We start from the raw sequence: 18052 nt of genomic DNA on the forward strand, positions 1-18052 counted from the left end.
AATGGGTCAGTGCACGTGGCGCATGCCGCAAAATTTACCGATACCTAGACCTTTGCAAGCGACCTGGAGTTCCTTCTGGCACTGGTCATGGCCCTTGCCCGATTCCAGGCACTTGGCTGCGGCCTCGTGCGCGGCCGCCATGGCGCGGTGGCGCTGGATGTCGGCCTTGGTTTCCTGGTCGGAGTGCGCGCCCTGGGCGTGCGCCAGGGCGCCAGCCAGCAGCAAGGGGGCCAGGGCCAGGGCGGTGAGCAGCTTTTTCATGGAAATCCTTTCGGGAGCAGTTGGTAATCAGGGTTGACTCAAGAGATCGGCCACTTCGGTGCGGTAGGCCTGCATGGCGGGCAGCAGCGCCGCAAAGGCGGCCACGAGCACGGCGATCAGCGGCACGCCCGCCTCGGCTGGCAGCCACACCAGGCCGCTCACGGGCAACAGGCCCTGCGCCTGCAGCACCCAGCCCAGCACCTGCGCCAGGCCATGGCCCAGCAGCAGGCCCAGGGCCGTCGCCATGGCGGCCAGCCACAGCGCCTCGCACAGCACCAGGCCGGCGACGCGGCCCGGCGGCGCGCCCAACATGCGCAGCATGGCCAGGTCGGTGCGGCGCTCGCGCACGGCATTCCACAGGGCGATGAACACACTGAGCGCGGCCACGGCCAGCAGCACGCCGCCAAAGGCGCGCAGCACGTCGGCCCCCACGCCCAGCAGGCGCAGCAGGCGGGTGACCTCGATGGCGGGAGCGGCCGCCTGCATCGACGTGTCGGCATTGATCTGGCGCGGCAGCGTGACGGCGGCCATGGGCGTGCGGTAGCGCAGCAGGGCCACAGTCACCTCGCGCTCCTCCTTGAGCACCGCCAGGTCCTCGGGCTCGGTGGCGGTGGCGGTCTCGTGCACCATCCAGACGGACTCGGTGGAGGTGAGGATGAGCCGGTCGAGCACGCAGCTGCAGGCAGCCAGCACGCCGGCCACGCGGTACGGGTGCTCGCCATGGGCATGCCCTCCCCCGCCCAGGCCATGGCTGCCGATGAAAGTGGCGCCGACCAAGGGCGCGCCTGCATGCGCTGCGCCCACGATGCCGCGCGCCACCGTGGCGCCCAGCACCGCATCCATGGGCTGCTGCCAGGGCTGGCCCTCGGCCAGAGTGGCGCCATAGAGCGCCAGGTAGTCGCGCGTGGTGCCCACGATGCGAAAGCCCTGGTAACTGTCGCCCAGGCTCAGCGGGATCACCTGCGCCACCAGCGGGTTCTTCTGCAGGGCTTGCACCTCCTGCAGCGGGATGTTGCCGGTGGGCACATCGATATGGAACACCCCCGCCAGGATGAGCTGCAGCGGGCTGCCCTTGGCCCCCACCACGAGGTCGATGCCGTCCAGGTCGCGCTCGAAGGCACGGTCGAGCTGCGTGGCCACCAGCAGCACCAGGGTGATCGCCGCCAGACCCAGCGTGAGCACCAGCAGGTTGAGCACGGCGGCCAGCGGGCGCGCCCAGAGATAGCGCCACGAGAGCGAGAGGAGTTGGGCCATGGGATTCAGGTGACGCGCAGGGCGTTCAGGTCGAGCTGCTGCAGCCCCTGCACGGAGGCCAGGGCCTGCACCACGCGCTGGTCGTGCGTGGCGATGACCAGGCTGGCATCGCAGGCCGTGGCGCTGGCCTGCAGCAGCGCCAGGGCGTCGGCGGCGGCCTCGTCATCGAGGCTGGCCGTCGGTTCGTCCGCCAGCAGGATCTGGGGCGTGAGCAGCACGGCACGCGCCAGCGCCACGCGCTGCGCCTGCCCGCCCGAAAGCTGGTGCGGCTTGCGCACCGCCAGCTCTGCAATGCCCACCTGCGCCAGCGCACGCGTGATGGCCGCATCGTCGCGCGGCAGGCCGGCCGCAAAGTACACCAGCGCCAGGTTGTCGGCCACCGTGAGCGCGCTGCTCAGGTGCAGCTTCTGCGGCAGAAAACCGACGCTGCGCGCGCGCCAGGCATCGATCTCGGCGCCGCGCTGCGTGCCCAGTTGCGTACTGGCCACGAACAGGTCGCCGCCAGCGGGCGAACGCAGGCCCGCCAGCAGCGCCAGCCAGGTCGATTTGCCCGTGCCCGAGCGCCCGCGCAGCAGCAAGGTGCCGCCCTGGCGCAAGTCCACGTCGGGAAAGCGCAGTGCTTCACTGCCTGCGGCATAGGCGTAGGAAAGGCCCCGTGTGCGGATCATGCGGCAGCCCCCTCGGCCGGATGCGCGCACCCGGCGCAACGGCCACGCACGGCAATCTCCACCGCCAGGCTTTCGTGCCCGGCCGTGGCCAGCGCCTGCAGCACCTGCTTCAAGGCGCTTTGCACGCGCGCCGAGCCTTGCGCCAGGCGAAACTGGCGGTGGCAGTCACCGCACTCGAAGCGGGGAACAGCGCCCTCCCCGCCCTGCGGCGCCAGCGCAAAGCGCGTGACGCGGGCCCCATCCACCTGCCGCTGCAGAAGGCCGGCGGCGGCAAAGCGGTCGAGCATGCGGTAGACGGTGACCTTGTTGACCGGCGCGCCGGCGGCCGCCAGAGCAGATTCCACCTCGGCTTCGGACAGTGCGGCGTCGGGCCGCGCCTCAAACAGTTGCGCCAGCGCCCGCGTGGCGCGCGTGGCCCGCATGCCGGCGGGCAGGGTCCAGGCGCTTGGCGTGGCTGCGACAACAGAAAGAGGGGAGCGAATCGTGGGCATGAACGGAATGGCTGACCGGCGCAGGCCTGGTAACGCAATCGATTTGCATTATGCATGCTGCATGCCGGTCACCGGCCATTTCCGGACGAACCCTGCGGTCAAGACCAGAGTCGATAGAACCAGTAGCTGTCGTCCGTGTCCACGCCGCGCGCCAGTTCGCCCGGGCTGTGGCCGGTGACGCGCTGTGTCTCGCGGCACAGGTGCGACTGGTCCGCATAGCCGGCGCCGGAGGCCACGTCCTGCCAGCGCGGCACCTGGCCGCTGTGCTCGCTGTCGGTGCGTGCCTGCAGCAAGGTCGATTCGGCGCGCGACAGCCAGGCCAGGCGGCGCACGGGCTGGCCTGCCCAGGCGCGGGCATGGCGCTCCAGGCTGCGCAGGCTGCCGCCCAGTCCGCTGGCAGCTGCATGGGCCTGCAGTTCCTGCAACCAGCGGGTGCCAGGGGCACCATCGGCAACCTGCGCGCCATCGCGGCTGCGCCAATGGGTGGCCACCGTGTCTTCGATCAGTGCCATCCTGGCGGCATCGTCCTGCGCCTGCCTCACGGCATCGCACAGCGCACGCCATGGTGCCGGCAGCACCTCCTGGGCGGGCAGCAGGCCATCCACCAGTGCGCTGATGGGCAGGCCGGTCAGCTGGTGGAAGGCATGGGGCTGGAACACCACCCCGAAGGTGCGCACCGGCCCGGGATTGCGCGTGGCCCAGGGGCGGGTCTGCGGACCCAGCAACAGCGTGGAGGCCAGGGGCTGGGGTGCGCCGCCTTCGGCATCGATGCGCTCGGAGCTGCCCTGTAGAAACCAGGCCACGCCGCAGTAGACCGATGCCGGGTAGCGGTTCAGGCGCGGAGCCTCCTGCGGGTGCTTGCCGCCCGTGGTGTCCTTGATGAGGTAAGCACGGATGCAACCCGCCAGCGCCAGGGGCGGCAGGGCGACGGTGGCAAAGGGGAGCTGGAATCGCAGGCGCACGCCCTGCATCGTAAACGGGTTCGCCAGGCACCCTCCCGGGGTGCCCTTGGCGAAATCGTTCAAGACGGCCGGGCGCAGACCTTTCAGAATCGCCCACCATGGCCCACAACCCACCCTCCCTCTCCCCTGCCCTGCAACCCCTTCTGGCCTCGGCCCGGCCCAGCCGCACGGCCTTGCTGTGCGGCATTGCCCGGGCCCGGCACCAGTTGCTGGACGGGGGTGAAGTGTTCGCAGACCCGCTGGCCCTCGAGATCCTGGGGCCGGAGCTGGGCGTCGCGGTGCGCCAATGGGCCATCGACCACGGACCCGGGGGGCACCTGAGCGACCGGGGCAGCTTCTCCGAAGCCATGCGCGGTGCCCTGGCCGCCCGCAGCCGCATCGCCGAAGACACACTGCGCGAAGCGGTAGCCGCCGGGGCCACGCAGTACGTGGTGCTGGGCGCGGGCCTGGATACGTTCGCCTTGCGCAGGGGCTGGCCCAAGGGGCTCGCCCGGGTGTTTGAGGTCGACCACCCGGCCACCCAGGCCTGGAAGCAGCAGTTGGCCGCAGGCGCCGGCCTGTGGATGCGGCCGGGGGCGACCCATGTGCCGGTGGACTTCGAGCGCCAGGACTTCATGCAGCACCTGGTAGCCCAGGGTCTGGACCCGCAAGAACGCACCGTGTTTGCCTGGCTGGGCGTCAGCATGTACCTGGCACCCACCGCCGTACGGGCCACGCTGGAACGCATAGGCACGCAGATGGCGCCGGGCAGCGTGCTCGTTTTCGACTACGTGCGGCGCCCTGCACCAAAGGAGCTTGGCCGGCGGCTGACCTTGGGTCTGATGGCACGCCGCTTTCGCCGCATGGGCGAGCCCTGGCATTGCTTCCTGGATGACAGCGAACTGCAGGCCATGCTCGCGGACTGCGGCTTTGCGCCCCCGGAGATCATCAGTGCGCAGGACATCATGCGCACCCTGCTGTCGAGCCGCCCCGCCTCCCGGCTGCAACGGGCCATGGGCGGGCTGCTGGGCGGCGTGGTGCGCGTGCGGGTAGCGCCCGGGGCGGGTACCGTCAGTCCTCCTTGAGGTACTTGCGGAAGGTCTTGCGGAACTTGTCCACCTTGGGTCCCACCACGAAGGCACAGTAGCCCTGGCCCGGGTGCTTGGCGAAGTAGTCCTGGTGGTAGTCCTCGGCCGTGCTGTAGTTGGCCAGGGGCTGCACCTCGGTGGTGATGGGTGCGCCGAACAGCTTGTCCTGCGACATCTGGCGCACCATGGCGTTGGCCAATTCGCCGTGGGCCGGGTCTTCGTAGTAAATACCGCTGCGGTACTGGGTGCCCACATCGTTGCCCTGGCGGTTGAGCGTGGTCGGGTCGTGGGTGTGGAAGAAGATCTCCAGGATCTCTTCGAGGCTGATCTCGTCGGCATCGAAAGTCAGGCGCACCACCTCGGCATGGCCGGTGTCGCCCTGGCAGATCTGCTCGTAGGTCGGCTTGATCGTCTGGCCGTTGGTGTAGCCGCTTTCCACGTCGGTGATGCCGCGCACGCGGTCAAACACCGCCTCGGTGCACCAGAAGCAGCCGCCGCCCAGGGTGATGGTTTGCAGTTTGTCTGCCATGTGTTCTCCATGCAATGAAGGATTTCCATGGAATGGTAAGCGGCCTCGGGTGCCGCAGTGCCGGCGGGGCTATTCGTACTTCTTGCCCTGCTCCATCAACTCGGGTGTCCCGATCAGCGCATTGAGCCCATCGAAATCCAGCATGCGCTCCTTGAACGGCGCCGTGGTCTGGTGGGCCTGCAGACTGGCGTAATAGCCCTGCAGGGTGTGGGCCACGGCGCGCGCCGTGCCGCCCGGGAAGATGGCGATGCGAAAACCGCGCTGGCCCAGCTCCTTCGCGCTTTGCACCGGGGTCTTGCCGCCTTCGACCATGTTGGCCAGCAGCGGGATGCGGTGGGCAAAGCGCTGGCAGGCGGCGTCCATCTGCTCCGGGGTGCGCAGGGCTTCGATGAAAAGCGCGTCCACACCACACTCCAGATAGCGCTCGGCGCGGTCGAACGCGGCATCGATGCCCTCGACCGCCAGCGCATCGGTGCGCGCCAGGATCAGGGTGCGGGCGTCGCGCCGGGCGTCGAGGGCCGCACGCAGCTTGCCCACCATTTCGGCGGCCGGCACCACGCTCTTGCCGTCCAGGTGGCCACAGCGCTTGGGAAAGCCCTGGTCCTCGATCTGCACCATGGCGGCGCCCGCGCGCTCGAAGCCGCGCACCGTGCGCTGCACGTTGAGCGCATTGCCGAAACCGGTGTCGGCATCCACGATCACCGGCGTGCGCACCCGCTCGGTGATGCGCGCCAGCGTGTCTTCCACCTCGGTGTAGGTGGTCAGGCCCACGTCGGAGCGGCCCAGCCGGGTGTAGGCGATGGAGGCACCCGAGAGGTACAGCGCCTCGAAGCCCGCCTGCTCGGCCACCAGGGCGCTCAGCGCGTCGTAGATGCCGGGGGCCAGCAAGATTTGCGGCTGCTGCAGCCGTTCGTGCAAGGAAATGCCAGTCATGGGGTATTGCCCGTGGAGGGATGGAGCAGATGGGCGGCGGTGTGGGCCGCGATGTAGCCACCGGCCACGGCGCTCAAGAGGCCGTTGCCCGAAAGGTAGCCCCAGACGGCATCGCCCGAGACGCCACGCGCCGCGCCGCCGGCCGCCAGCAGGTTGGGAAATGGCCGGCCCACCGTGTCGAGCACCCGGCATTGCGCATCGATGTCGAGCCCGCCCTGGGTGTGGAACAGCGCGCCCGTGACCTTGACGGCGCAGTACGGTGCCTGCAGCGGCCGCGCCATTGGGCGCGGGTACGGGCCCTGCCCCGCCAACGTGGCGGCCAGCGCCGCCTCGTCGCAACCGATCACGGCCGCCAGGGCCTGCACGCTGTCGCAGTGCTTCACAGCACCGGCCGATTCGGCGTCCACGAAGTCCGGAAAGCCGCGCGCCAGCGCCAGGAGGGGCGCGTCGAACACATTCCAGGCCACACCACCCGGTTGCGCCAGCACATGCACCGAGGCCTCCGAGTAGCCCTGCGTCTCGTCGTGGAAGCGCCGGCCCAGCGCGTTGACCTGGATGCCCCCCTCCATCATCAGCGCCCAGGAGATCAGTGCACCCTGCGGGATGGCCCAGGAGCCATGGCCCTGGTAGCCGCCCAGGTCGGCCAGGCGCGCACCGAGGGCGCGGCCCCAGGCGATGGCGCTGCCGTCGTTGCCCATGTGGCCGGCGAACAGGGCATCGCGCATCTCGGGCAGCAGCTCGCGCACCATGGCGGCGTTGCCGCCAAAGCCGTTGCAGGCCAGGATGGCCGCGTCGCACGACAGGTGTTCCAGCCGGCCGCCGGGCCGCTCGTAGCCCACGCCGATCACCAGGCCGGTGTCGTCCGCCCACAACTCGCGCACGGTGGCATCGGTCACCAGGGGGATGTCGGCCGCCGCGACGGCATTGGCCAGTCGGCCCATCAGGCCCACCCCGGTCTTCTCGGGCACCGCATGCATGCGGCGCACGCTGTGACCGGGGTACAGAAACCCGTCTAGCACCTGCCACTGCAGGCCGTGGCGCTGCTGCAGCGCATCGAGCGCGGGGCCGATGGCCCGGGCATAGGCCTGCACCAGCTGCGGCGCCGCCCTGCCCTCGGCCTTGGCGCTGATGTCGGCGGCAAAGCGCTCGGGGCTGTCGTCAATACCCAGTTCCTTCTGCACCCGCGTGGCCGGCGCCGGGATGAAGCCCGAGGACAGGGCCGAGGAGCCCGTGGGCGTGGCATCGCGCTCCAGCACGGCGCATTCGACACCCAGGTCGTGCAGCACCAGCGCGGCCGTCAGGCCGCAGGCGCCGCCGCCAACGATGGCCACGGGCACATGGTTGCCCTGCGCGGCCGCGGGCATCCGGTCGGCCCGGCGAATGTTGGGCAGCGTGCCCGTCATGGCGTGCCCGCCGCCAGCGCAGCCATGAACTCTGCGCAGCCCAGCACCTGGGCCACGGTGGCCATGTCGGCCAGCGCGGTGTCGTGCACGTCCTGGCGGAAGGCGGCGCAGCCGTCCGACAGCACCAGGGTGCGGTAGTCGCGCATGTGGGCATCGCGCACCGTGCTGGCCACCCCGCCGTTGGTGACGATGCCGCACACCGCCACGGTATCGATGCCTGCGCGGCGCAGCACCCAATCGAGCTGGGTGTTGAAAAAGGCCGAATAGGCCACCTTGCACACCGAGAGGTCCACCCAGGGCGCGATCTCGGGCACATGGGCCTGCCCCCGGCTGCCGGGCGCGAAGGCGCCGCGCCGCAGGAAGGGCCGCAAGGTCTTGAGGTGGGGAGAGACCATGGGCTCGCCCTGTGCGTCGGGCCACAGCGTGAACTGGCTGCCTGCGACCAGGCCGCCCCCGGCCTTGACGGATGTGGCCACCTGCGCCACACGCGCCGGCAAGGCCTGCGCAGCCGGGCTCACCGCGCCGCCGCGCGCATAGGCCCCGTCGGCCGCTAGAAAGTCGTTCTGCAGGTCGATGATGACCAGCGCCACGCGCCGGGTGTGCAGGGGAGCTGCGGCGGCGGTCATGCGGAACGCACCAGAAGATTGCCCAGCGTATCCACTGTGGCGTGAAAGCCCGGCTCCAGCCACACCGTGGTGTCGGGCTGTTCCAGGATGGCCGGACCATCGATGCGGGCGCCCACCGGCAGCTCCAGCCGCGCATGGCGCGCCGCATCCCACCACCGGCCGGCATGGAACACGCGCTGCACGCCCAACGAAGGGTTCAGCGTGGTCGATTGCGGGGCCAGCACCGTGAGGTCGAACTTGGGGCGCACACCCACGCGGGCGTAGCGCAGGTTCATCACCCGCACGGCGATGCCGTCGAGCACGCGGCCGAAGGCGGCGCGGTAGGCGGCCTCGAAAGCCGCCTGGATGCCCTCGCGGTGGAGCGCCTCCGCGGCGAGCGGCACCTGCACGGTGTGCGTCTGCCCGGCATAGAGCATGTCCAGCGCAATGACCTCTTGCACCTGCACGAACTGCACACCGGCCGAGTCCAGCCGCAGCTGGCAGGCAGCCGACAGGGCCTGCACGCGCTGTCGCAGGTCGGCCACGTCGAGGTCTGCCAGGGGTTTGTTCAGGGTCTGCACCGCGTCATGGCGCATGTCGGCCATCACGCAGCCGAGGGCAGAGGTGACGCCGGGGTATCGCGGCACGATGCCCGTGCCCACGCCCACCTCGCGCATCATGGCGCAGACATGCAGCGCGCCGCCGCCGCCGAAGGGCATGTAGGCGAACTGGCGCGGGTCGTGCCCGCGCTCGATGGAGACCACGCGCACGGCGCCGGCCATCTTGGCATTGGCCACGGTGAGGATAGCCTCGGCCGCCGCCATCACATCCAGGCTCAGGGGCTGGGCCACGTGGGTTTCGATGGCGTCGCGGGACTTGCCAGCGTCCATGGCGGCCAGCAGGCCACCGCCCAGCGGCCGGTCGGCCGCGATGCGGCCCAGCAGCACGTTGGCATCGGTCACCGTGGGCCGGGTGTTGCCGCGCCCGTAGCAGGCGGGGCCGGGCACGCTGCCGGCCGACTCGGGGCCCACCTGCAGCATGCCGCTGGCGTCCACCGAGGCAATGGAGCCGCCGCCCGCACCAATGGTCTCGATCTGGATCATGGGCGAGCGCACCACCATGCCGAATTCGATGGAGGTCTGCGCCGCCAGCGCCGCCTCGCCGCCCGCCACCAGCGACACGTCGAACGAGGTGCCGCCCATGTCGCCCGTGATCGCATCCGGGAAACCTGCCGCCCGTGCGATGGCCGCACAGGCGATCACCCCCGCCGCTGGGCCCGACAGCGCCGTGCGCACAGGCACATCGCACGCCGTCTGGCGCGACATCACGCCGCCGTTGCTCTGCACGATGAGCAGTTCACCCGCGAAGCCCTGGCCGCGCAGGTCGCCCTCCAGCCGCTCCAGGTAGCTGCCCACAACGGGCTGCAAGGCGGCATTGAGCGTGGCGGTGGAGCAGCGCTCGAACTCGCGGATCTCGGGCAGCACCTCACTGGCCGCCGTCACGTGGGCATTGGGCCACAGGCTGCGCACGGCGGCCACGGCCGCCTGCTCGTTGGCCGGGTTGGCATAGGTGTTGATGAAGAACACGCAGACGGCTTCGCAGCCGGCATCGAGCAGTGCCTGGGCCTGGGCTTTCACCTGGTCCAGGTCGACCGGCGTGTGCACCGTGCCGTCGGCCAGCACGCGCTCGTCCACCTCCAGGCGCAGGTGGCGCGGCACGATGGGCTCGAAGCTGCCGCGCAGGCCCCAGGTCTGCGGGCGGTCGCGCCGGCGCATCTCCAGCACGTCGCGAAAGCCGCGCGTGGTGATGATGCCGGTGCGCGCCACCTTGCGCTCCAGCAGCGCATTCGTGCCCACCGTGGTGCCATGCACGATGGTGGCGATGGCTGCGGCCGAATCCGCCACGCGCGCCACGCCGTTCATGAAGCCGCGCGCTTCTTCACCCCGCGTGGAGGGCACCTTGACGATGCGCGCACTGCCATCCGCCTCGTCGAGAACGAACAGATCGGTGAAGGTGCCACCCACGTCCACACCCACCACAAAGGAAGCCTTGCCGCTCATGCTGCGCCTTTCACTGCTGCTGCGCTGTTGTCCGCCACTACATAACCCATCGCCTCATCGCTCTGGCGTGCTGCAGCCGACCGTGCCGCAGCCAGGCCGTAGCCGCCGCCACCAGGGGTCTCCAGGCGCACGCGCTCGCCCTTTTGCAATCGGATGCCGATCATCTTGGAACGCATGGGCGGCACCTTCCACGTGCCCGCGCTCTCGTAGCTGAAGACGTTCATGGCGGCCTCCCCGCCCCCGGCAATGCCCTGGGGCGCAGCCTTGCCGCGCTCGCCGAAGATGAAGACCTCGGCATCCTGCTCCAGCAACTCGATTTCATAGATGGCCCCCAGGCCGCCCCGGTGCTGGCCGTCGCCGCCCGACCCCGGGCGCAGCGCCCATTGCGTGAAGCGCACGGGGTAGGCTGCCTCCAGGATCTCCAGCGGCGGAATGGTCGCTGTGGAAATGGGCGCATTGCCGTGGCTCATGCCGTCGCCGTCCGAATGCCCGCCGTGGCCGCCACCGAAGAAGCTGAACATCACCCAGCGCTGGCCCTTGCGGGCGGCATCGGTGCGGTGCCCGGCGATGGACAGGGCATTGATGGTGCCGTAGGCCTGGGCCATGGCGCGCTCGGGCGCGGCCAGGGCCGTGGCGCTGAAGATCACATCGATCATGCGCAAAATGGTCTCGGTGTAGCCGCCCACCGGGCGCGGGCGCGCGGCGCTGATCACCAGGCCATCGGGCAGCACGAAATCCACCGCATCGAGCACGCCGGCATTGGCCGGCACATCCGGAAACAGGTGCTTGAGCGCCACGTAGCAGGCCGCGATGGCCGTGGCGCGCGAGATGTTCACCGGCCCGGCGCACTGGGGCGAGGTGCGCGAGAAGTCGAGCGTGAGCCGGTCGCCCTGCACGGTCATGTCCAGGGCGATGGTCAGCGCCTCGTCCTTCACGCCATCGTTGTCCAGCATGTCGCTGAAGCTGTAGCGCCCATCGGGCAGCGCCGCGATGTGCGAGCGCATCAGCCTGACAGCGCGCGTGCGCAGCTCGCCCATGGCCTGCAGCACCACGGTGTCGCCGTACTGGTCGAGCAGGTCGTGCAGGCGGCGCTCGCCCAAGTCCAGCGCCGAGAGCTGGCCGTTGAGGTCGCCCCACAGGCTGTCGGGCAGGCGGGTATTGGCTTTCAGGATGGCCAGCACGTCCTCATCGAGCGCGCCGCCGCGCACGATGCGCACCGGCGGTATCTGCACCGCCTCCTGCCAGCATTCGGTGGCAGCCGGGTTGTAGTTGCCGGGCACGTTGCCGCCCACATCGTGCCAGTGCGCGGCCGAGGCGAGAAAGCAGTACAGCCTGCCATCGCGAAAGAAGGGCCGCACCAGCTTGAAGTCGTTGGCGTGCGTGCCGCCCTCGTAAGGGTCGTTGAACAGCCAGGTATCGCCTTGTGCCATGCCGCCGCGCCCGGCGGCGATGCGCATGGCCGCGCGCACCGCGAAGGCCATGGCCCCCACGAACACCGGCAGGCCCGACTTGCCCTGCACCAGCGTGTCGCCGCTCGTGGCATCGTACAGGCCGTGGCAGGCATCGTGCGCCTCGGCGATGATGGGGTTGAACGCGCTGCGGTACAGCGTGGCGTCCATCTCGTCGGCAATCTGCTCGAGCCGCCCGCGCAGCACGGCCAGCGTGACCGGGTCCATCGACGTTGCTGTGGTGGTTGGGGTGTTTTCAGCCATTGATGGCCTCCTTGCCAAATCGGGTGCGCAGCTGGTTCATCAGACCGCCAGCGCGCACCATGTCCATGAGAAACGGGGGAATCGGATCGCACGCCAGGCGCGTACCATCCGCTGTGATCACGGCTGGGGCCTGCCAGTCCAGGGCAACGGCCTCGCCCTCGGCCACCTCGCCCGCCTGCGGGCAGGTCAGCAGCAGCAGGCCCAGGTTGAAGGCGTTGCGAAAGTACAGGCCGCTGAACGAGGGCGCGATGACCGCCACGACGCCCAGCCGCACCAGCACCGCAGCGGCCTGTTCGCGCGAGGATCCGATGCCGAAATTGGGGCCGGCCACGATCACGTCGCCCTTCCCTGCCCCGCCCACGAAGTCCGGCCGCACCGATTCCAGGCAGTGGCGGGCCAGCACATCGATGCCATGCTTCATCGCGTGGCCGGGGGCCAGCACGTCGGTGTCGATGTCGGCACCGAGCTTCCAGACCCTGTGCAGTGCGGCGTTCATGCCAGCACCTCGCGCGGGTCGGCAATGCGGCCCTTGAGGGCCGAGGCGGCCACGGTGTAGGGCGAGGCCAGGTACACCTGGGCCGTCGCCGAGCCCATGCGCCCCTTGAAATTGCGCGCCGTGCTGGAGATCACGGTGGTGCCGTCGCCCACGCTATCGCCATAGCCGGCGCAGGCGCCGCAGGTGGTCGGGAACAGCTCGGCGCCCGCCTCCTCCAGCACCTGCAGCACGCCTTCGGCGCGGGCGGCGGCCTGGTCCTGCTGGCTGGCGGGTGCCACCATCAGGCGCACGCCGCTGGCCACGCGCTGGCCGCGCAGCACACTGGCTGCGGCGCGCAGGTCGTCGAGCTTGGCGCCCGTGCAGGCGCCGATGTACGCCACGTCGATGCGCGTGCCCGCATGCTGGCCCACTGCGGCGGTATTGGCGGGGCTGTGGGGCGCGGCCACCTGGGGGGCCAGGGTGCCGGCGTCGAAATCATGGCGGGTGAGCGGCGCGCCGAGGTCGGTCGCCCAGGCGTCCAGGCCTTGCAGGTCGGCCTCTGGCACGCCGTGGGCGGCCAGCCAGTCGCGCGTGGTCGCGTCGGGTGCGATCAGGCCGGCCTGGGCGCCCAGCTCGGCGCTCATGTTCGAGAGCGTCATGCGCTCCTGCATCGACAGGGCCTGAACGGCCGGGCCAGCGAACTCCACTGCCTGGTACTGGCCGCCATTCATGCCGAAGCGGCCGATCATGTGCAGCATCATGTCCTTGGCGGTCACGCCAGCGGCGAGCTTTCCACTCCAATGCATCTGCAGCGTGTGCGGCACGCGCAGCCAGATCTCGCCGGTGACCACCACGCCCAGCATCTCGGTGCTGCCAATGCCGAACATGTAGGCACCGAAGGCCCCACCCGTGGGCGAATGCGAATCGCCCCCCACGCAGAACATGCCGGGGCGGATGTGGCCGTGCTGCGGCACCACCACGTGGCAGATGCCCTGGCCGTCGTACACGTGGGGCAATGCCTGCTCACGCGCCCAGTCGCGCGCGATGCGCACGATGCGGCGCGACTCCTCGTCGCGCTCGGGCAGGTAGTGGTCCATGACCAGCACCACGCGCGACTTGTCCCAGATGGTGGCGCCCAGCTCGTCGAGCATGGGTTTGAGGCGCCGGGGGCCGGACGAGTCATGGAACATGGCCAGGTCCACCCGGCAGTTGACGATGTCACCCGGCGCCAGGCCGGTGCGCCCGCTCGCGCGGGCCACCAGCTTCTGTGCCAGGGTGCTGGGTGCGGAGCTCATTCGGGCTTGGCTCCGGCAAAACGCACGACCTTGGCCCAGCGCGGGATCTCGGCCTGCACGAAGCGGGCGAATTCCTCGGGGCTGTTGCCCACGGGCACGGCGCCCTCGGTCTCCAGGCGCTTTTTCACTTCGGGCGTGGCGATGGCCTGGCGGGCTGCGTCGCTCAGGCGCTTGGCCAGCTCGGGGGCCATGTTCCCGGGCCCGAACAGGCCGAACCAGGCGCTCGACTCATAGCCCGGCAGCACCTCGGCAATCGCGGGCACGTCCGGAAAGGCCGGCAGGCGCCTGGCACTGGTGACGCCAAGCGCGCGCAGCTTGCCCGCCCGCACCTGCGCCTGGGCGTTGCCCACGGCGGCGAACATCAGCTCCACCTGCCCGGCCAACACGTCCTGCAGTGCCGGCGCCGTGCCCCGGTAGGGAATGTTGACGATGTACGCGCCCGACTGCATCTTGAACGCATCGCCCGCCAGGTGCAGCGAGGAGCCCACGGCACCAATGGCGAAGTTGAGCTTGCCCGGCCGCGCCTTGGCCAGCGCAATCAGCTCGCGCACGTCCTTGGCCGGCACCGAGGGATTGGCCACCAGGATCGAGGGCGAGGTGGCCACGCAGGTGAGCGGGGTGAAATCCTTGATCGGATCGAACGGCAGTGAGGGGTAGAGGCTGGCGTTGATGGCGTGGCTCGTGAAGCTCATGAGCAGCGTATTGCCATCGGGCGCGGCCTTGGCCACCGCATCGGCCGCGATGTTGCCGCCGGCGCCCGGACGGTTTTCCACCACCACGGTGCGGCCAAGCTGGCGCCCCATCTCGCTGGCCAAGTTGCGCGCCAGGGTGTCGGTGGAGCCGCCCGCAGGCGCGCCCACGAGGATGCGGATGGGCGCGTTCTGGGCCAGCACATGGCCCATGGACAGGGCCGCCGGCAAGGCCAGCAGCAGTTTTCGGCGGGGAACGGTCATGTGGTTGTCTCCTTCTCAAAGGCCCAGGTAGGCCCGGCGCAGTTCGTCGCTGCGCAGCAGTTCGTCGGGGGCGCCCGAAAACCGGATGCTCCCGTTCTCCATCACATAGGCGCGGTCGGCGATCTCCAGCGACTGGCCCACGTTCTGCTCCACCAGCAGCACGGCCAGACCCGTGGAGCGCAGCTGGCGGATCAGGCCGAACATCTCTTCGACCAGCAGGGGCGACAGCCCGAGCGAGGGTTCGTCCAGGATCAAGAGGCGCGGCTCGGCCATCAGGCCGCGGCCAATCGCCAGCATCTGCTGCTCGCCGCCGCTCATGGTGCCGGCCAGTTGGGTGGTGCGCTCCTTCAGGCGCGGGAAGGTGGCGAACACCTTGTCGATGTTCTCGGCCCGGCGCTCGCGGGCGCGCGAAAAGCTGCCCAGCGACAGGTTTTCGAGCACGCTCAGGTTGGGGAAGATCTTGCGCCCCTCGGGCACCTGGATCAGCCCGGCCTTGACGACCGCCGTGTAGTGCGCCCCGCTCAGGTCCGCCCCACCGAAGGCCACGCGCCCGGCCCAGGCCGGGTAGATGCCGCAGACCACGTTGTTCAGCGTGGACTTGCCCGCGCCGTTGCTGCCCAGCAGGGCCACGGTTTCGCCGGGGTTCACGTGCAGGTCCACCCCGCGCAGCACCTCCACGCGGCCATAGCCGCCGCGCAGGCCGGCAATATCAAGCAAGGGCGCTGTGCTCATGCAGCCTCCTTCGCGGCCGCGGCACGCAGGCGCGCTGCCGTGCCGTGGCCCAGGTAGGCCTCGATCACGCGTTCGTCGGATGTCACCTTGCCTGGGTTGCCCTCGGCGATCAGCTGGCCCTGGGCCAGCACCCACACGTGCTCGGCCAGGTTCATCACAGCCTGCATCACGTGCTCGATCATCAGCACCGTCACACCGCCCTCTGCAATGCCGCGCACCACGGGAATCATCTCGGCAATCTCCTGGGGGTTGAGGCCGGCCAGCACCTCGTCAAGCAGCAACAGGCGCGGCCGGGTGGCCAGCGCGCGCGCCAGTTCCAGCCGCTTGCGCCCCGCCACGGTGAGGTCTGATGCCGGCTTGTCGAGCTGCGCGGACAGGCCCACGCGCGCGGCCACTTCGGTGGCCAATGCCAGGGCCGCCGCGCGGCGTGGCTCGTGCAGGTGGGCGCCCACGGCGATGTTCTCGCGCACGGTCTGGGCGGCAAAGGGCTGCACGATCTGGAAGGTGCGCGCCATGCCCAGGCGGGCATTGAGGTGCGGCGCCTGGCCGGTGATGTCGCGCCCGGCGAACTGCACCGTGCCCGAATCGGGCTTGACGAAACCGGTCATCAGCGCGAACAGCGTGGTCTTGCCGGCACCATTGGGGCCGATCAGCGCGGTGAGCGAGCCTTCGGGCACCGTGAGGCTGACGTTCTGCACCGCCTTGAGGCCGCCGAACGACTTGCCCAGCCCCGTGAGGGTCAAGAGATCATTGGCCATGGCGACCTCCCGAACGTTTCCACAGGTCCACCACCGACTGGCCCAGGCCCGCGATGCCGCGCGGCAGGAACATGACGATGAGCACCAGCACCACGCCGTAGATCACCATGTTGATCCCCGGCAACTGGCCGAACAGGTTGCGCGTGAGGTCGGCCAGCACATGCAGCACCAGCGCGCCGAGCACCGGCCCCCAGACGGTGCCGATGCCGCCCACGATGGCCGCCACCAGGGCCTCCACCGAGGTCACCGAGCCGTAGGCAATGCCCGGGTCGATGTACTGGAACACCTGCACGTAGAACGCCCCGGCCGCGCCCATGAAGCCGCCCGACAGCGCGATGGCGCCCATCTTCACCGTGAAGGGGTTGACGCCGATGGCGCGGGCCGCGTCCTCGTTGTCGCGCACGGCCTGCAGCCAGGCGCCGAAGCGCGAGTTGCGCAGCCACCAGCTCACCAGCAGCGCCAGGGTGACCAGCGCCAGGATGAGGAACACATAGCCCTTGCGCGAGCCGAACTGCATGTTCGCGAGCGACTCCCTTAGCGGCAGCATCAACCCCACGCCCGCGCCGGTGAAGGGCACCGACAGCGCCAGTATGCGGAACACCTCGGCAAACGCCAGCGTGACCAGCGCGAAGTACGAGCCCTTGAGCCCGTAGCGGAACGACAGCCCGCCCACGAAAAGCCCCACCAGCGCGCTGCCGGCCACCGCCATGGGCAGCGCCAGCCAGGCATTGATGCCGCCCTGCATCTGTGCAATGGCCTGGATGTAGGCGCCCGTGCCGAAGAACAGCGCATGGCCGAACGAGAACTGCCCGCCGAAACCGCCCAGGATGTTCCAGGCCTGCGCCAGCAAGGCCGCATACAGCGCCATCATCACGAAGTTGAGCAGCACGCCCGAGTCGGACCAGCCCGTGAGGGCCGCGATGGCGAGTGCGAAGAGGCCGATGGCCCAGAGTTGCTTGTTCACTGCCTGGCTCCAAAAAGGCCCTGCGGGCGAAACAGCAAGACGGCGATGAAGATGGCGAAGATGCCGATCTGCCCCAGCGATTCACCCAGGAACAGCCCCCCGAGCGACTCCACCACCCCGATCAGCAGCCCGCCCACCAGCGCGCCGGTGAAGCTGCCCATGCCGCCGAGCACGACGATGGTGAAGGCCACCAGCACGAAGCCGCTGCCCACCTGCGGATTGACGTAGTAGGCCGGCAGCAGAAAACACGCGGCGGCCCCCAGGCAGGCCAGGCCGATGCCAAAGCTCATGGCGTAGACATGGTCTACATGGATGCCCATGAGCTTGGCGCCGTGCTTTTCGCGCGCCACGGCGCGGATGGCCCGGCCCAGGTCGGTGCGCCCCACGATCCACAGCAGCAGGCCCGAGACCACCAGCGCCCCGGCGAACGACACCAGCTTGGGCAGCGCGATCATGGCCGGGCCGATGGCCACGGTGGTCAGGGTGTAGGCGGTCTCGATGGTGCGCGTGTCGGACTTGAAGAACAGCAGCGCCAGGTTCTCCATGACGATGGAGATGCCCAGGGTGACCAGCAGGATGTTCTCGTCCTTGCCGTGGCTGGCGCGATTGATGACCACGCGCTGCAGCACATAGCCCAGGGCGAACATGCCGGGCACGAGGATGGGCAGCGCCAGGTAGGGATCGATCCCCCAGTGCTGCTTGAGCAGGTAGACGGCGTACAGCGCCAGCATCAGCGACGCGCCATGCGCGAAGTTGATGATGTGCAGCACGCCGTAGATCAGCGTGAGGCCCAGCGCGATCAGTGCGTAGACCGCGCCGGTCGTCAGGCCGTTGAGGACCGAGGGGAAGAGGATGCTGAGCTCGAACATGGGTGGTGTGTGCGGCAGTCAGGCAAAGGCGCGGCCTGGCACCAGAGGGTTCTGGCGCCGT

At 69.8% G+C, this 18052-nt stretch carries 19 protein-coding genes; 1 reads left to right on the forward strand and 18 read right to left on the reverse strand.

From position 1 onward, the window contains the following. Positions 1–6: 6 nt before the first annotated feature. The 5 genes from ASE31_RS17015 to ASE31_RS17035 all read right to left on the reverse strand — a co-directional run bounded on the left by ASE31_RS17015 (position 7) and on the right by ASE31_RS17035 (position 3636). Entirely contained in the window at positions 7–261 is a 255-nt protein-coding gene (locus ASE31_RS17015) for a hypothetical protein (protein WP_057203011.1), read from the reverse strand. 27 nt (positions 262–288) lie between these two features. Next, entirely contained in the window at positions 289–1515 is a 1227-nt protein-coding gene (locus ASE31_RS17020; RefSeq protein ID WP_057203012.1) for an ABC transporter permease, read from the reverse strand. Between the two features lie 5 nt (positions 1516–1520). Next, positions 1521–2183 (reverse strand): ATP-binding cassette domain-containing protein, encoded by a 663-nt coding sequence (locus ASE31_RS17025; protein WP_057203013.1) that lies wholly within the window; start codon positions 2181–2183, stop codon positions 1521–1523. Further along, positions 2180–2605, reverse strand: a complete 426-nt coding sequence (locus ASE31_RS17030) for a transcriptional repressor (protein ID WP_057203014.1) — start codon at positions 2603–2605, stop codon at positions 2180–2182. Before ASE31_RS17030 ends, ASE31_RS17025 begins: the two co-directional genes overlap by 4 nt. 167 nt (positions 2606–2772) lie before the next feature. After that, positions 2773–3636 carry a DUF6597 domain-containing transcriptional factor gene (locus ASE31_RS17035; protein ID WP_157412535.1) on the reverse strand — a complete coding sequence of 288 codons (864 nt, stop codon included), beginning with the start codon at positions 3634–3636 and terminating at the stop codon, positions 2773–2775. Positions 3637–3734: 98 nt separating this feature from the next. Between ASE31_RS17035 and ASE31_RS17040 the strand changes: the two genes are divergently transcribed. Continuing rightward, the gene (locus tag ASE31_RS17040; RefSeq protein ID WP_057203016.1) at positions 3735–4700 is read left to right on the forward strand and encodes a class I SAM-dependent methyltransferase; all 966 of its coding nucleotides are present in this window, start codon (positions 3735–3737) and stop codon (positions 4698–4700) included. Here ASE31_RS17040 and msrA read toward each other — a convergent pair. From msrA to ASE31_RS17105, 13 genes are all read right to left on the reverse strand, one after another. Then, complete coding sequence (gene msrA / locus ASE31_RS17045; RefSeq protein ID WP_057203017.1) at positions 4687–5232, reverse strand: peptide-methionine (S)-S-oxide reductase MsrA; 546 nt, start codon at positions 5230–5232, stop codon at positions 4687–4689. The genes ASE31_RS17040 and msrA overlap by 14 nt on opposite strands. Positions 5233–5301: 69 nt before the next feature. Beyond that, the gene (locus tag ASE31_RS17050; RefSeq protein ID WP_057203018.1) at positions 5302–6165 is read right to left on the reverse strand and encodes an oxaloacetate decarboxylase; all 864 of its coding nucleotides are present in this window, start codon (positions 6163–6165) and stop codon (positions 5302–5304) included. Further along, complete coding sequence (locus ASE31_RS17055; protein ID WP_057203019.1) at positions 6162–7568, reverse strand: FAD-dependent oxidoreductase; 1407 nt, start codon at positions 7566–7568, stop codon at positions 6162–6164. Before ASE31_RS17055 ends, ASE31_RS17050 begins: the two co-directional genes overlap by 4 nt. Beyond that, complete coding sequence (locus ASE31_RS17060; protein ID WP_057203020.1) at positions 7565–8194, reverse strand: cysteine hydrolase family protein; 630 nt, start codon at positions 8192–8194, stop codon at positions 7565–7567. The genes ASE31_RS17055 and ASE31_RS17060 overlap by 4 nt, the downstream gene beginning before the upstream one ends. Further along, complete coding sequence (locus tag ASE31_RS17065) at positions 8191–10233, reverse strand: hydantoinase/oxoprolinase family protein (RefSeq protein ID WP_057203021.1); 2043 nt, start codon at positions 10231–10233, stop codon at positions 8191–8193. The genes ASE31_RS17060 and ASE31_RS17065 overlap by 4 nt, the downstream gene beginning before the upstream one ends. After that, entirely contained in the window at positions 10230–11945 is a 1716-nt protein-coding gene (locus ASE31_RS17070) for a hydantoinase B/oxoprolinase family protein (RefSeq protein ID WP_057203022.1), read from the reverse strand. Before ASE31_RS17070 ends, ASE31_RS17065 begins: the two co-directional genes overlap by 4 nt. Continuing rightward, positions 11938–12441, reverse strand: coding sequence for a 3-isopropylmalate dehydratase (locus ASE31_RS17075; RefSeq protein ID WP_057203023.1), 504 nt, complete (start codon positions 12439–12441; stop codon positions 11938–11940). The genes ASE31_RS17070 and ASE31_RS17075 overlap by 8 nt, the downstream gene beginning before the upstream one ends. Next, positions 12438–13715, reverse strand: a complete 1278-nt coding sequence (locus tag ASE31_RS17080; RefSeq protein ID WP_057203024.1) for a 3-isopropylmalate dehydratase large subunit — start codon at positions 13713–13715, stop codon at positions 12438–12440. Before ASE31_RS17080 ends, ASE31_RS17075 begins: the two co-directional genes overlap by 4 nt. Beyond that, positions 13712–14668 (reverse strand): tripartite tricarboxylate transporter substrate binding protein, encoded by a 957-nt coding sequence (locus tag ASE31_RS17085; RefSeq protein WP_057203025.1) that lies wholly within the window; start codon positions 14666–14668, stop codon positions 13712–13714. The genes ASE31_RS17080 and ASE31_RS17085 overlap by 4 nt, the downstream gene beginning before the upstream one ends. Before the next feature lie 15 nt (positions 14669–14683). Continuing rightward, positions 14684–15400, reverse strand: coding sequence for an ABC transporter ATP-binding protein (locus tag ASE31_RS17090; protein WP_057203026.1), 717 nt, complete (start codon positions 15398–15400; stop codon positions 14684–14686). Further along, positions 15397–16158: an ABC transporter ATP-binding protein gene (locus ASE31_RS17095; protein ID WP_057203027.1), complete on the reverse strand. Its 762-nt coding sequence runs from the start codon at positions 16156–16158 to the stop codon at positions 15397–15399. The genes ASE31_RS17090 and ASE31_RS17095 overlap by 4 nt, the downstream gene beginning before the upstream one ends. Further along, positions 16148–17122 carry a branched-chain amino acid ABC transporter permease gene (locus tag ASE31_RS17100; protein ID WP_057203028.1) on the reverse strand — a complete coding sequence of 325 codons (975 nt, stop codon included), beginning with the start codon at positions 17120–17122 and terminating at the stop codon, positions 16148–16150. The genes ASE31_RS17095 and ASE31_RS17100 overlap by 11 nt, the downstream gene beginning before the upstream one ends. Continuing rightward, positions 17119–17991: a branched-chain amino acid ABC transporter permease gene (locus ASE31_RS17105; RefSeq protein WP_057203029.1), complete on the reverse strand. Its 873-nt coding sequence runs from the start codon at positions 17989–17991 to the stop codon at positions 17119–17121. Before ASE31_RS17105 ends, ASE31_RS17100 begins: the two co-directional genes overlap by 4 nt. Positions 17992–18052 lie beyond the last annotated feature (61 nt).

The organism is Acidovorax sp. Root217, from assembly GCF_001428645.1.
Classification (GTDB): Bacteria; Pseudomonadota; Gammaproteobacteria; order Burkholderiales; family Burkholderiaceae_C; genus Acidovorax.